The sequence below is a fragment of the Breoghania sp. genome, assembly GCF_963674635.1.
In the GTDB taxonomy this organism is placed as follows: Bacteria; Pseudomonadota; Alphaproteobacteria; order Rhizobiales; family Stappiaceae; genus Breoghania.
This window is the reverse complement of sequence record NZ_OY771475.1, coordinates 3,833,823-3,847,691: the sequence shown is the minus strand read 5'-3', so window position 1 is coordinate 3,847,691 and position 13,869 is coordinate 3,833,823. Positions and strand designations below refer to the sequence as shown.

Genomic DNA, 13,869 nt, shown 5'->3' with positions numbered 1-13,869 from the left:
TCCCCCTGGCACAGGTTATATTTCCGATTGAAATCGTATTTTCGAAATATTCAGCCCTTTCAATCCATTATATGAAATGTTTTTCCCGGCACTCACGGGGGTGGCCGGATAAATTCATGTTCGAAACGGCAGGCAAAAAAAGAAAAAGGCGATGCGAAAATCCGCATCGCCTTTGTGAATTTCACGTGCGCACGCTTCGCCCCAAAGGCGCGAAGCGGCAACCAGGGAAGCCCTGGTCCTAGACGGTAATGCCCAGAACGCGGTTACGCTGTTCGGTGTACCCGGTGTCGGCAAGCAGCATCCATCGACCCAGCTCAGATCGGGCCTTGGCGAAGCTCTCATGGGTGCGACGGGCAAGATCGGAATGCTCGACCGTCTCGGAGAACACTTCCTCGGAGGCCTCGCCGAAGGCGTCATAGACCTCATCGGAGAACTTCTCCAGCTGAACGCCGTGCTCCGTCATCAGCTTGTTGAGGTAGACACCGTTGTTCTGGTTCGTCTCGGCCATCTGCACGGCGTTTTCTTCCATGCAGGCAGCCTTGATGATCTGCTGGTCGACACTCGACAGGCTCGTGAACCAGGATTTGTTGGTGCCCAGAGCCAGCTGCGAGCCCGGCTCGTGCATGCCCGGGTAGTAGTAGTATTTCGCGGCTTCATAGAGCTTGAGGAAGTAGTCGTTCCACGGCCCCACCCACTCGGTGGCATCGATCGCGCCGGAGACGAGGTTTTCGTAGATCTGGCCGCCGGGAAGCGAAACCGGGGATGCGCCAAGCTTGGCCATGACGTCGCCGCCAAGACCGGGAATACGCATCTTCAGACCCTTCAGATCGTCCGCCGTCTCAACCTTCTTGTTGAACCAGCCGCCCATCTGCACGCCGGTATTGCCGGCGGCAAAGTTCTGAAGGCCGTAGTCGCCGGCCAGTTCGTCCCACAGTTCCTGGCCACCGCCGAACTTCATCCACGCATCCATTTCCGCATAGGTCAGGCCGAACGGAACGGCGGTGAAATAGGCCCAGGCCGGATGCTTGCCCTTCCAGTAGTAATCGGCGCCGATATAGGCCTGCGCATTGCCGGAGGCGACTTCATCGAAGCTGTCGAAGGCACCGACGCGCTCGCCGGCGGCGAAGTACTGGACGTTGATGCGCCCCTCGGTCAGCTCACCGATACGCGCGGCGAGACGCTGGGCAGAGGTGCCCAGACCCGGGAAGTCCCGCGGCCAGGTGGACACGATCACCATTTCGGTGGTGGTCTGAGCGCGCACGGCCGGCGCGGCGAGGGTGGTGGCGGCAGCAGCACCCGCACCAATGCTGGCGTTCTTCAAGAACGAACGACGATCCATATTGTATTCCTCCCGAGTAAATTCCGGACGTAACATGGTCGACACGTCCGAAACGCGCATATGCCGGGTCCCGACCGGCATGAAACATTTTTGGTTCCCTCCTCGGAACCGAAGGTCAGATATAAAACGCATGAACACATCTCTTACAAGGACAAACCGCCCTTAAAGAGAAAAATATGTCCCGTTTTTCCGTATTTCTCTCATGTTTAATCTGTTAACTATATATCTTGACTACAATTTCCGTGACGATTACCCGCAAAGACGATCATCTAACCTGGCGAACCCAGCGTTATCTACGAAAGTATAGGTCAGCATGCCTTACCCTATTACCCTCCTTTCTGCGGATATCCGGTGCGGTGACGACCATGACTGAGGCCGCGCGGCGGCCTATTGCCTGAACGCGAGGCCCGGCGGATCGGGTGCCATGCCCGCCCCCTGGCAATACCGGGCCCCACTCCGATGTGAGGCCTGAACGCTCGTGGGCGAAGGCAAGCGCGGAATACGGCTCCCACGCCCCGGCCCGCAATGCTCTCCCTGACATTGATCCGCCGAACACTTGCGGCGCAGGCACAACCACCCGCCTCTCGCCAGATGCCGCGACAGGCAGGAGCCGGATGCCCCCTTTGGTGTAACACTCCAGGCAGGATCCAGACGGTCTCCGGGCGCGCCGATTACCGCGCCACCGCCTTCCCGGAGCGGCCACTGCCTTCCCGGGGCGGCGACTGCCTTCCCTGAACTGGATGAGCGCCATGGCCTCGCCAATGCCCCCCCTGTTGCCGGGAGGCGACCTTGACGATCCATCTCCCCCTTTAAAGCGGGAAGAGCGCCGGGAGGCCGCGCGCCAAGCCTCACAGGGCTGCGCGTTATTTCGTCTACCCACAAGTTCGAGAACACCGAGCCCCTCCCGAAGGCGGCGATAATTTATATTTTTATTACGTAAGTATGTCAATTGAGTTCGACTTATTTTCAATTAGTATTCGTCGTCGTAAGACTCTCAATTATAATTAATTTGTTAGGGAGACTATTGATGAGCGAAATAATTGACATCGAAATCGTCGTCGACACCATGAATCTCATGGCCCATTATCCAAATCCCAGCAAGGACCCCAATCATCCGACGGCCATCGGCCATAACTACGCGTATATGGTCGCCGCCCAGGACTACGTGAAAAGCGGCCAGGCCACTGCCGACCTGTCGATTTCGGCGGATGTCGGAGATACCATCCGCTGGCGCATGATCTCCCTGTCGGGAAATACCAGCTACTCCGCCAATCTGGACAATATTCAGAAGTTCAGCGGCGAGACCATCACGTCGACCGTTGATGGAAAGCTGATCGAACCCCAGACGCCGGTTCCCGGTACAACCCCCGGCGACATCAAGCTCCCGCCGACCTACACCAGCACGGAGCAGTTCGACTTCTATCTGACGGCGGATATCGCCAAGAGCGGCACCGAGAACTACAACGTGTCGTTTGTCGTCCTGCAATATCACTCCGGCTCGCTGAACACGCTCGGTTGCTTCGTCTGGGATCCGACCCTGACCGCAACCTGATTTCCAGACCCAGCATGCCTCTTGCGTGCCGATCGATCCCGCTCGGCACGCATTCTTTCGGGAACATTCTCGGAAAGCACGTCAGGCCCGCAGGCCCCGTCAGACACAGGTGGCGCAAGGGTCTCGGACCACCTGCGGCCCACACCTGCTTTCTTGCCGCCAGGCTCGCCGCACCATGCGCAATCGATGGGCAAGCGAATCGACCGCCTGGCCACGCGCCCCTGCCAGTAACCTCCGGAGTTGCAGCTCGGCAGCGACAAAACCCCCACCCACAATCTCACAGCGTTCGACGAACCCACGCGCGCATTTCGCTCAAGGCGCGGAACTGCGCCAAGAACCGAGCGACCCTGCCCCAGGGGCACCTTGCCCAAACAATCCGATACCGACCTGCGCGCGCAATTCTGCACTGGCGCACGCGAATGCAACCGCTAATCTGCGTAGAACGAAAGTCGGCAAACCGGCGTAGGGAAACGCGAGCGGCGAGCAGCAAAAAGGGACGGAAATGAGCAACGGCAAGAAGCGCATGCTTCGCTCACAGGCATGGTTCGACAACCCCGACAATCCGGGCATGACGGCGCTTTATCTGGAGCGCTATCTGAATTACGGGCTGACCCGCGAGGAACTGCAATCCGGCAAGCCGATCATCGGCATCGCCCAGACCGGGTCCGACCTCTCGCCCTGCAACCGTCATCACCTGGAGCTGGTAAAGCGCGTACGAGAAGGCATCCGCGAGGCGGGCGGCATCTGTTTCGAATTCCCGGTCCATCCCATTCAGGAAACCGGCAAGCGCCCCACTGCGACGCTCGACCGGAACCTTGCCTATCTGGGACTGGTGGAGCTTCTCTACGGCTATCCGCTTGACGGCGTGGTGCTGACCATTGGCTGCGACAAGACAACTCCCGCCTGCCTGATGGCCGCCGCAACGGTGAACATTCCCGCCATCGCCCTTTCCGTCGGCCCGATGCTCAACGGCTGGCACAAGGGCGAGCGCACAGGCTCGGGCACCATCGTGTGGAAGGCCCGCGAGATGCTGGCCGCCGAAGAAATCGATACCGACGGTTTCTTCGATCTGGTCGCCTCCTCCGCGCCTTCCGTCGGTTATTGCAACACCATGGGCACGGCGACGACCATGAATTCGCTGGCGGAGGCACTCGGCATGCAGCTTCCGGGTTCCGCCGCCATCCCCGCGCCCTATCGCGAGCGCAGCCAGATTTCCTATCTCACCGGCAAGCGCATCGTGGAAATGGTGGCGGAGGATCTGAAACCCTCCGACATCATGACCCGCAAGGCGTTCGAAAACGCCATCGTGGTGAACTCCGCCATTGGCGGCTCCACCAACGCCCCCATTCACCTGAACGCCATCGCCCGCCATCTGGGCGTACCGCTCGACAATGACGACTGGCAGAAGCTCGGCCATGACGTGCCGCTTCTCGTCAACCTGCAGCCCGCGGGCGAATATCTGGGGGAGGACTTCCACCACGCAGGCGGTGTACCGGCAGTGGTGGCGGAGCTGATGAAGGCCGACATGCTGCCCAATCCGGACGCAGTGACGGTCAACGGGAAGCCTATCGGCGTCAATTGCGAGGCGGTCGAAAACCTCGATCCGAAAGTAATCCGCCCTGCGTCCGACCCGATGATGGCGCAAGCGGGCTTCATGAACCTGAAGGGCAATTTGTTCGACAGCGCGATCATGAAGACCAGCGTCATCAGCGCCGACTTCCGCCAGCGCTATCTGGAAAACCCCGACGACCCGAATGCCTTCGAGGGCCGCGCCGTGGTCTTCGAGGGACCGGAAGACTATCACGAGCGCATCGAGGATCCGTCGCTGGACATCAACGAGACCTGCATGCTCTTCATTCGCGGCACGGGGCCCATCGGCTATCCGGGCGGCGCGGAAGTGGTGAACATGCAGCCCCCGGCCCATCTCATCAAGAAGGGCATCACCGCCCTTCCCTGCATCGGAGATGGGCGCCAGTCGGGAACCTCCGGCTCGCCCTCAATACTGAACGCATCGCCGGAAGCGGCCGCTGGCGGCGGGCTGGCCTTGCTCAAATCGGGCGATCGCGTTCGCATCGATCTGAACAAGGGAACCGCCGATATCCTGATTGACGATGCCGAGCTTGCGGCACGCCGCGAGGCTCTGGCGGCGGCGGGCGGCTTTGCCTATCCCGCGCACCAGACCCCCTGGCAGGAAATCCAGCGCGGCCTCGTGGAACAGTTCGACAAGGGCATGGTGTTGAAGCCGGCCGTGAACTACCGCGACGTGGGCAATTCCGCCCCGGCGGTCGGCAGTCACGCGATCCCGGGAATTCCGCGCGACAATCACTGACCCTTTCGCCCGCCAACGGGCCCAAAAATCGGCGCCGGTCCGGCCTTGAGGCCCGACCGGCCCGCCCACCCTTCACCTGCCCCACCCTTCGCCTGAAACCCCGCCTTTGGCTAAACAAGAATGGCCCGTCGCACCCTGAAAACGGCGATCGACGCCCCCTGAGGTTAAGTGGCCCGCCCCCGGACCACGGTCACTCGCCAGGGCCCGCGCAGGCCGGATCGGAGAGAAACTCATGACACACGCGTTCATTCTCGGAGCAGCTGGCATGGTCGGCGCCCGGCTGGCGGCCAAGGTGGCCGCTTCTGGATCCATCGGCGGCCACAAGCTCGACCGTCTCACTCTGGCCGATATTGTGGAACCTCGCACACCGGATGCGATCGCCGACGGCCTTGCGGTCACGACCATGGCCGCAGACATCGCAAAGCGCGAGACCGCGGACGCCATTGTCGGCATGAAGCCCGACATCATCGTCCATCTGGCGGCCGTTGTGTCCGGCGAAGCGGAAGTTGATTTCGACAAGGGCTACAGCGTCAATCTGCAAGGCACGCTCAACCTGCTGGAATCCCTGCGCGCCGCCCAGCATGCCCCGCGCCTTGTCTTCACCTCGTCCATCGCGGTTTTCGGCACGCCCTTCCCGCCCTCCATTCCCGACGAGTTCCACCACACCCCGCTTACCTCCTATGGCACGCAGAAGGCGATGAGCGAGCTTCTGATCGCCGATTATCGGCGGAAAGGTCTTGTGGATGCCATCGGCATTCGCCTGCCGACCATCGTGGTGCGTCCGGGCAAACCGAACAAGGCCGCCTCCGGCTTCTTCTCCGGCATCATCCGTGAGCCGTTGAACGGGCTGGAAGCTGTCCTGCCGGTCGATCCCGACGTGCGTCACTGGATGGCGAGCCCGACCTCGGCCGTCGGCTATCTGGAACATGCCGCAAGCCTCGACACCGACCGTCTCGGCGGACGCCCGAACCTCACCATGCCGGGACTGTCCGTCACGGTGCGCGAGGAGATCGAATGTCTGGAGAAACTGGCCGGCAAGGAGGCCGTTGATCTGATCCGGCACGAACCGGACGAGCAGATCATCAAGATGGTGGATGGCTGGGCCCAGTCTTTCGATGCCAGGCGTGCGCTTGATCTCGGCTTCACCACGGATGCCGATTTCGAGGCGATCGTTCGCCTCTACGCAGAGGATGAAGGCATCAAGCTGAAGGGCTGAGGTCCGCTCCAAAGCGGACGCGCGGGACGCGCTGTTGCAGGCGTCCCCGGTCAATCCGCATGCGGAAACCTGATGAAATCCGTTGCGCCGGCGCGTTTTCACATAACGCTTGCCGGCGCATCTGCATTGGCTGCCCGTTTGTTACAGAACAGCCAGATCACGCGCTTCCTGGCGATTTCCTTCATGGAACAGCTCGTAGAAGACCACCTGCCCCTCGCTCAGCCGATTGAGGCCGGAGGCCTTCAGCGCGTTCATATGAACAAACACGTCGCGTCCGCCATGGTCGGGCTGAATGAACCCGAAGCCCTTTTGCGGATCGAACCACTTCACATTTCCGTTTTCCATTTTTGTTTTTCCTTATATGGACATAAATACGCTTCCCCTGCGCACCCGGCATCGCCGGAAAATGCAGTACTTGCGGCTCTCTGGAAAAAAGATCCGCGGGAAGGGGGAACATCAAGGCCGTGCTCCAGAAGACCGCGAATATACGCTGGTCGGGCACGGTCCCAATTCTTTTTCGCCGGGCCATAACGCACCGGCGAGAACCGTCGCGGTCTCCACTCAACTTGTTCGATGGTGGACCCGCGTGGTTAATAGATGGTGTATCACGTTTGCAATTTCAAGCGCTGGCTAATTCGTGCGTGTCGCCCGCCATGGTGTTTTTGCGAAAGACGGCATCATCGCGAAAGACCGGACTGGAACCCTTCCAGTTGCAGGCTGGCTGTGCATGATGAGGGCGACAGCAACCCAGCCCTACGGATGACCGCATGCTTGCAAGGCCACCCAGCGCCCCCTACGACACTTCACGCCGGCGTTCGGGAGCGATGCGTTGACCGATCAGGAAAGCGGCGGCCCCAGGCAAGGCGACGGCAACGAAGATGGTGACGGCACCGGGCACACAGCCCCCGACCGACGCCCGAAAAGCTCGTTTTCTGGCTTCGGGCTGGATCTGCCCGGACATCTGGCCGCCCATCACCCGGCCATCGCGGCTGTCATCCTTGTGTTCGTGATCGCTCTGGCCGCGCTGGCGATCCCGAAGCTTCATTTCGACGACAACGTCCAGCGTGTCTTTGCCTCGCGTGCCGAAACCACGGAATCGCGTACCAGTGGGCGTAACCTCGTGGTGCTGGTGGAAAGCGAGACACCCTTCGATGCGGCAGATTTCACGGCCATGCGGGACTTCTCGCTGGATCTGCAACTGCTCGACGGCGCGCAATTCGTGCTCTCGCCCTTTTCCATGCGTTTCCCGGCAAGCCATGCGGCTTACCCCGGCGAAGCGGTCTTTCCCTTTGAAATCGCCGACGACGAAATAGAGGCCCGGCTTCAGGCCTACCGCGCGAGCGCGCCGGATGTGCGCCCGTTGATTTCCGCAGATCGCATGAGCGCTCTTGTCTTTGTCGCGATCGACGGCACCATGCGGCGCGGCCAGTTGCGCGCCAAGATGAACGAGATCCGCACCCTTGCCGCCGATTTCACGGCAACAGGCCTCACATATGAATTGACCGGCGTTGATGCCATCGCCTTCGATATCGCAGGCGCGATCAAGACCGACCTCATCCGCCTGAACGCCGCTGGTTGCGTCATCTCCATCCTGCTGGCCTACCTGATCTTCTCAACCCTTCGCACCACGCTCGTGGTGGTCGCCCCCGCCCTTGTCGGAGCCATGGTTTCGCTGGCGCTCTTCGTAGCCCTCGGCTTCCCCGTGACGGTGCTTTCCAACGTGGTGCCCATTCTGGTCCTCGTGCTGGGCATTGCCGACAGCATCCACCTGACCATGCACTACCTGGTGGAGACGGAAGGATCGCGGCGCGAGCGGCTGGTTCAGACGATTTCCGATGTCGGCCCGGCCTGCGCGTTGACGGCGCTCACCACCGCCATCGGTTTCAGCGCCATCGGCGTCACGAACAATGCCCCCTTGCGCGAACTGGCGATCCTGGGGGCCTGCGGGGTCATGGCTTCCTTCTTCGTGGTGCTGGTGAGCTTCACGCTGCTGGCCCCCTTTTGCCGCCCGCCTGCCAAATCGCGGCGCGGTTTCCTCATGCGCGCCCCCGTGCCCGCCTTCGTTTCCCGCTGGGCGCTGGGCCGCCCCCGGCTCGTCGTCCTGCTTGCCGCACTCGTGACCCTCGGCGGGCTCTATTCCGTCTCCCGAACAGAGATGTGGTTTCCGCTGTTCCAGAACATGCCGGAAAAGAGCGCCGTACGTCTTGCCAATGACCGTATTGAAACGGCATTCGGCGGCTATTTCCGCCTCTGGATCGACATCGACATCACCGGCGAAAACGCGCTGGAAACACCTGACGGCTGGGCGCGGATGAACCGGCTCGTGGAGGCCATCGAAAAGGCTGCCCCCGACTATTCGGTCCTGTCCGTGGTCTCCGCCGCACGCTGGCTGGGCAACCCCGCGCAGGCCCCGTCGGCAGACGATCTGGAGATGCTCGACAACAGCCAGCGCAATCAGCTTTTCACCCCCGATGGCGAACACGCCCATGTGATCGTCTTCGTGCCCGAACCCATGCGCGATCACACCACGCTTGCCATCCATGACGCAATCACCGAGGCCGCCATGTCGGCCGGGGCACAGCGTATCTATGGTTTTCCCGCCGTCCTGCGCCACAACGCCTTGCCGATGATCCGGCAACTCGCGGAAGGGCTAATGGGGGCCTGCCTCATAGCCGTCATCGTGGTCGCCGCCGCCTTCCGTTGGCCGATGCTGGCACCCGCCTTGCTGTTTCCCAACGCCTTGCCGCTGATCCTATCGGCGGCCGCGCTGCATCTCTTCAATGACGGGCAGGTCAATCCGACAGCCGTGCTCGCCCTGACCGTGGCCTTCGGCATCGCGGTGGACGATTCCATTCATTTCGCCAACCGCTACCGGCTGGAACGCAGCCTGGGTTTGAGCGTTGACGAGGCACTGGACGTTGCCATCTGCCAGACGGGGCGCGTCATGATCATCACAACGGTGCTGATCGCAGCCGGTGTCCTCGTGACGCTGACCAGCGCCTTTTCCACGGTGCGCCTGTTCGGCCTGATGCTGATCACCACCTTCTTCGTCGCGCTGGCGGCAGACCTCTTGCTGCTGCCAGCCATCTTGCGCCTCAAATGGTTCCGACGCCCGAAATGGACGACACATTCATGACCCGATCCGCGCTTGCTGCCACGCTCGCCCTCACGCTTGTGAGCCCGTTCGCCCTCATCGGACAGACGAGCCCCGCAAAAGCGGCAGACCCGACCTTCGCTGATGCGACCGGGCGCTGGAGCGGCAAGGGCTGGGTGAAGCGGAAGGGCGATGGCGACAAGGAAATCGTGCGCTGCCGGATCACCTCCAGTTTCGAGGCTCCGCGCCTTTCCATCGACGGAAAATGCGCCGCCTCCGGCACCAATTTCCCCGTGAAGGGCTATATCATTGATGCGAACGGGCGCTTCACCGGACGTTGGTACAACCCCGTCGGCAACGACACCGCCCCCATTCGGGGCAAGGCGCGCGGGAAGACGGTCGCCCTCACCTTCACCTTCCCGCCGAAGGAAAACCGCAAGGCGGTTTCCGGCCAGCTTCTATGGACCAAAGGTTCGGACGAATTGCTGCTGACCAGCTCAGACGGAGCCGGAGAACTCAGCCGGATCGTCTTCAGGCGCTAGAGCCAAGCCGCACCACGTCCTGTCTTCAAATGCAAAACGGCGGAGCAGTTGCCTGCCCCGCCGCATTTGTTTCGCGCGGACCGCACCCGATCAGCGCGTGACGATTTCCGGGCCCATCAGCAGATAGGGCAGGAAGGTCGAGAGCGGCTCGACATAGGTCACCAGGATCAGGAACACGAACAGGATCGCCACGAAGGGCGCCGCTGCGCGGACCACCTGTACCAGCGACATGCCCGTTATGCCGGATGTCACGAACAGGTTGAGCCCGATGGGCGGCGTGATCATGCCGATCTCCATGTTCACCACCATGATGATGCCGAGATGGACCGGGTCGACGCCCAGTTCCATGGCGATCGGGAAGACGACCGGCGCCACGATGAGCAGCAGGCCCGACGGCTCCATGAACTGGCCACCCAGGAGCAGCAGCAGGTTGATCGCGATCAGGAAGGTGAACCAGTTGAACCCGGCCCCCAGCATCCAGTCGGTGATCGCCTGCGGAATGCGTTCCGAGGTCAGCACGTGGGCGAACAGCAAGGCGTTGACGATGATGAACATCAGCATGATCGTCGTGCGCGCGGCCTCGATCATCACCTTGCGGGTCTCGTGATTGTAGAAGGCCGGAAAGAAAGCCTTCACGATCAGCCAGGCATTGCGCTGCCAGATCCGCAGGGAGCGAAGATAGGCGATGCCGATGCCTTCGGTACGCCGGTCCGCGCGCAGGATCGGGTAATAGGCCAGCACGGCAAGCGCCAGCACCATGCCCGCCCAGAAGCGCGTCTCGAACCCCAGATGCCCGAGAAAGAAGAACGACAAGATCAGCCAGATGAAGAGCAGCGCCAACGCATAGATGGAGCCGGAAAAGCCCACCCTGGCATTGGGTCCGTCCTCGTCCGTCACCCACGGCACATTCTTCAAGGGCCCCATGTCGCGATAGATGAAGACGGCGACGACGAAGGAATAGACAGCCGCCACGGCCGCCGCTTCCGTTGGCGTGAAGACGCCGCCATAGATGCCGCCCAGAATGATGATGATCAGGAACAGGCCCCACCCCGCATCGCGCCCCGCGACGAGCATCTCATGGATGCCGACAAAGGGTTGCTTCGGCATGTTCTTGCGCCGGGCGTTGATATAGATCGCCACCATCAGCATGAGCCCTGCGACGATGCCGGGAATGACACCGGCCAGGAACATGCGCCCGACGGAGACGTCGGTGGCCGCCGCATAGACCACCATCACGATGGAAGGCGGGATCAGGATGCCGAGCGTACCGGCATTGGCGATGACGCCGGCGGCGAATTCCTTGGTGTAACCGACCTCCCGCATGCCCGCGATCGCGATGGTGCCGATGGCAACCACGGTCGCGGGCGAAGAGCCGGACAGGGCCGCAAATAGCATGCAAGAAAACACGGCCGCGATGGCAAGGCCGCCGCGCACATGGCCGACAGAGGCGATGGCAAAGCGGATGATGCGCTTGGCCACACCGCCGGTGGACATGAAGGCGGAGGCGAGAATGAAGTAGGGGATCGCCAGCAGGGTGTAGTTCTGCGAGGCGGTGAAGAGCTGCTGTGCCACCGACGACATGGAGTCGTTGGAAAACACCGCAATTGCAAGGACGCTCGAAAGACCGAGCGAGATGGAAATGGGGACGCCCAGGAACAGGAACGTCAGCACCATCACGAAAAGAGCTGCTGCTTCCATGGGATCAGTCCTTCAGAACATCTTTGTTTTCGGCCACGAGATCCTCGGCTTCATGCGCCGCGATCATCATTTCCCGCTCGCCCTTCATGATGGCGATGGCCGCCTGCAGGCAGCGGAAGGCGAAAAAGGCGAGACCGGTGGGCAACACGAGATAGACGATCCAGCGCTGGACGCGCTCCTTGGTCCCGAACATCTCCTGAATGAGGTCCGGATAGCGCAGATCATCCAGGCCGATCCCGGTGCGGAAATTCAAAGACCAGTAGGCGATGGCCCCGCCGCGGGTATTGATGCCGAAAATCTGGAGCCAGTCGGACGAGATCAGGATGCAGGCATAGGCGACGCCGCAAAGTGCGCCGAACACCGCAAGACCCTTGAAGACCTTGGGCGGAAACAGCCGGATACCGGCATCCACGCCCAGGTGAGAACCGACCTTCACGCCGTAATTCATGCCGAACAGGATCATCCAGGCAAAGAGCAGGCGCGTGAATTCCAGCGCCCCGCCCCAGCCGGTGTTGAACCCGTAACGCGCCACGACCTGCGTGAAGGAAACGAGCGTCATTGCCGCCAGCACGACGGCCAGCGTGATCTCCTCGAAATTGGCGATCACTTTCGGCCAGCGCAGCTCGATGACATGAATGGTCATGACCAGACAGATGAGCGCAACAATGTGCAGCACCAGTTCGGTGTGCTTCCACCTGAAGCCGACCACATCGGCGATCGAACGGGACAGCGGTTTGGCCTCCGCGCCCAGATAGATCGCCACGACCGCCAGCACGATGGCGGCGATGACAGTGAATGATTTGGAGTTCACGGCGTCCCCCGCACATGCCCATGCTCTCAAGAGCGCGGCAAACTGCCCCCGTTCGGTGCTCGTGGGGGCCAGTTATCAGGAAAGACAGGGAGAGGCCGTTTGACCTCTCCCCCGAAACTCGCCCATCAGGACGAGCGGTTTTCGATCAGTTCGACGCCAGTGCGGCGTCGATGACGTCCTTGCCGATATCGCCTTCGAACTTCTCCCAGACCGGCTTCATGGTGTTGACCCATTCCTTGCGCTGCTCTGCGGTCAGCTCGCGGATCGGGGAACCGGCGTCGAGAATGTTCTGACGGTTGGCCGCTTCCTTCTTCGCCACCGCGGCATTGGCCTCGTCGGTCACCTCACGCGCGATCTGAAGGAACTGGTCGCGCACGTCGGGCTCCAGCCCGTTCAGCCACTCGTCGGAGGTAACCAGCAGATAGGCGAGCACCTGGTGGTTGGTCTCGGTGATGCCGTCCTGCACCTCGAAGAACTTCTGGGTGTAGATGTTGGACCAGGAATTCTCCTGCCCGTCGACAACACCGGTCTGCAGCGCGCCATAGACTTCCTTGAAGGAGAGCTTCTGCGCGTTGGCCCCCATCGCCTCGATCATCGCCACGGCGACATCGGAGGTTTGGACGCGGAACTTGAGGCCCGCGGCGTCAGAGGGCACCAGCAGCGGCTTGTTGGCGGAGAACTGCTTCAGGCCCGAAAGCCAGTAGCCCAGCCCCACATAGCCGACATCGGAGATCGAGGTCAGAAGCTCGCGCCCGGTGTCGGAGTTGCCGAATTTGGTCACCGCATCGAGACTGGTGAACAGGAAGGGCAGATCGAACAGGCGGAACTTCTTGGTGTAGGCCTCGAACTTCGACAGCGACGGCGCGGCAAGCTGAACGTCACCAAGAAGGAGGGCTTCCATCACCTTGTCGTCATCGAAAAGCTGAGAATTCGGAAACACCTGCATGCAGGCGACGCCGTTCATGTCCTTGTTGACGCGCTCGGCAAGCATGGTCGCGGCATCCCCCTTGGGGTGCCCGGTGGCGGCCACAACGTGGCTGAACTTGATGACCATCTCGCCGTCGTCGCAGTCATCGGCTGCGAAAGCGGGTGCGACAAAGGCGAACGAGGCAGCCGTGGCGGCCGCCAGGATGAACTTTTTCATGGATGTCCTCCCAGACAAAATACGAAACCGGCCGGAGAGACCCGACCCAGCCCCGCTATGATTGCAACGTATGTGCCAAGGGCGGGTCCTTGCCAAAAAATGGCGCAAATGCGGCAAGGACCCCTCCTCTGCCCTCACGGCATT

Annotated in this window: 10 protein-coding genes; 5 read left to right on the top strand and 5 right to left on the bottom strand. The window is 61.5% G+C overall.

Going from position 1 to position 13,869, the window contains the following annotated elements:
- Positions 1 to 238 precede the first annotated feature (238 nt).
- Entirely contained in the window at positions 239 to 1,339 is a 1,101-nt protein-coding gene (locus ABGM93_RS16730; protein ID WP_321501390.1) for a TRAP transporter substrate-binding protein, read from the bottom strand.
- Between the two features lie 1,027 nt (positions 1,340 to 2,366).
- Here ABGM93_RS16730 and ABGM93_RS16725 point away from each other — a divergent pair.
- The 3 genes from ABGM93_RS16725 to denD all read left to right on the top strand — a co-directional run bounded on the left by ABGM93_RS16725 (position 2,367) and on the right by denD (position 6,436).
- On the top strand, positions 2,367 to 2,891 hold the full coding sequence (locus ABGM93_RS16725; protein WP_319775020.1) for an inclusion body family protein: 525 nt from the start codon (positions 2,367 to 2,369) through the stop codon (positions 2,889 to 2,891).
- Positions 2,892 to 3,393: 502 nt separating this feature from the next.
- The gene (locus ABGM93_RS16720) at positions 3,394 to 5,220 is read left to right on the top strand and encodes an IlvD/Edd family dehydratase (RefSeq protein ID WP_321501388.1); all 1,827 of its coding nucleotides are present in this window, start codon (positions 3,394 to 3,396) and stop codon (positions 5,218 to 5,220) included.
- Positions 5,221 to 5,452: 232 nt separating this feature from the next.
- Positions 5,453 to 6,436 carry a D-erythronate dehydrogenase gene (gene denD / locus ABGM93_RS16715; RefSeq protein WP_321501385.1) on the top strand — a complete coding sequence of 328 codons (984 nt, stop codon included), beginning with the start codon at positions 5,453 to 5,455 and terminating at the stop codon, positions 6,434 to 6,436.
- 141 nt (positions 6,437 to 6,577) lie between these two features.
- Here denD and ABGM93_RS16710 read toward each other — a convergent pair whose 3' ends face one another.
- Positions 6,578 to 6,781 (bottom strand): cold-shock protein, encoded by a 204-nt coding sequence (locus tag ABGM93_RS16710; RefSeq protein ID WP_319775017.1) that lies wholly within the window; start codon positions 6,779 to 6,781, stop codon positions 6,578 to 6,580.
- A gap of 484 nt (positions 6,782 to 7,265) precedes the next feature.
- Between ABGM93_RS16710 and ABGM93_RS16705 the strand changes: the two genes are divergently transcribed.
- On the top strand, positions 7,266 to 9,572 hold the full coding sequence (locus ABGM93_RS16705) for an MMPL family transporter (RefSeq protein ID WP_321501383.1): 2,307 nt from the start codon (positions 7,266 to 7,268) through the stop codon (positions 9,570 to 9,572).
- Complete coding sequence (locus ABGM93_RS16700) at positions 9,554 to 10,072, top strand: hypothetical protein (protein WP_321501381.1); 519 nt, start codon at positions 9,554 to 9,556, stop codon at positions 10,070 to 10,072. Before ABGM93_RS16705 ends, ABGM93_RS16700 begins: the two co-directional genes overlap by 19 nt.
- A 90-nt stretch (positions 10,073 to 10,162) precedes the next feature.
- Here ABGM93_RS16700 and ABGM93_RS16695 read toward each other — a convergent pair whose 3' ends face one another.
- From ABGM93_RS16695 to ABGM93_RS16685, 3 genes are all read right to left on the bottom strand, one after another.
- Positions 10,163 to 11,770, bottom strand: coding sequence for a TRAP transporter large permease (locus tag ABGM93_RS16695; protein ID WP_321501379.1), 1,608 nt, complete (start codon positions 11,768 to 11,770; stop codon positions 10,163 to 10,165).
- Between the two features lie 4 nt (positions 11,771 to 11,774).
- Positions 11,775 to 12,413 (bottom strand): TRAP transporter small permease, encoded by a 639-nt coding sequence (locus ABGM93_RS16690; RefSeq protein WP_321505976.1) that lies wholly within the window; start codon positions 12,411 to 12,413, stop codon positions 11,775 to 11,777.
- A gap of 313 nt (positions 12,414 to 12,726) precedes the next feature.
- The gene (locus ABGM93_RS16685) at positions 12,727 to 13,725 is read right to left on the bottom strand and encodes a DctP family TRAP transporter solute-binding subunit (protein WP_321501377.1); all 999 of its coding nucleotides are present in this window, start codon (positions 13,723 to 13,725) and stop codon (positions 12,727 to 12,729) included.
- Positions 13,726 to 13,869: the final 144 nt, after the last annotated feature.

Bases quoted from the DNA above. Each gene is read 5' to 3' on its own strand.
- ABGM93_RS16730 (WP_321501390.1), bottom strand. From the start codon at position 1,339: ATGGATCGTCGTTCGTTCTTGAAGAACGCCAGCATTGGTGCGGGTGCT.
- ABGM93_RS16690 (WP_321505976.1), bottom strand. From the start codon at position 12,413: ATGACCATTCATGTCATCGAGCTGCGCTGGCCGAAAGTGATCGCCAAT.
- ABGM93_RS16720 (WP_321501388.1), top strand. From the start codon at position 3,394: ATGAGCAACGGCAAGAAGCGCATGCTTCGCTCACAGGCATGGTTCGAC.
- ABGM93_RS16710 (WP_319775017.1), bottom strand. From the start codon at position 6,781: ATGGAAAACGGAAATGTGAAGTGGTTCGATCCGCAAAAGGGCTTCGGG.
- denD (WP_321501385.1), top strand. From the start codon at position 5,453: ATGACACACGCGTTCATTCTCGGAGCAGCTGGCATGGTCGGCGCCCGG.
- ABGM93_RS16700 (WP_321501381.1), top strand. From the start codon at position 9,554: ATGGACGACACATTCATGACCCGATCCGCGCTTGCTGCCACGCTCGCC.
- ABGM93_RS16695 (WP_321501379.1), bottom strand. From the start codon at position 11,770: ATGGAAGCAGCAGCTCTTTTCGTGATGGTGCTGACGTTCCTGTTCCTG.
- ABGM93_RS16725 (WP_319775020.1), top strand. From the start codon at position 2,367: ATGAGCGAAATAATTGACATCGAAATCGTCGTCGACACCATGAATCTC.
- ABGM93_RS16685 (WP_321501377.1), bottom strand. From the start codon at position 13,725: ATGAAAAAGTTCATCCTGGCGGCCGCCACGGCTGCCTCGTTCGCCTTT.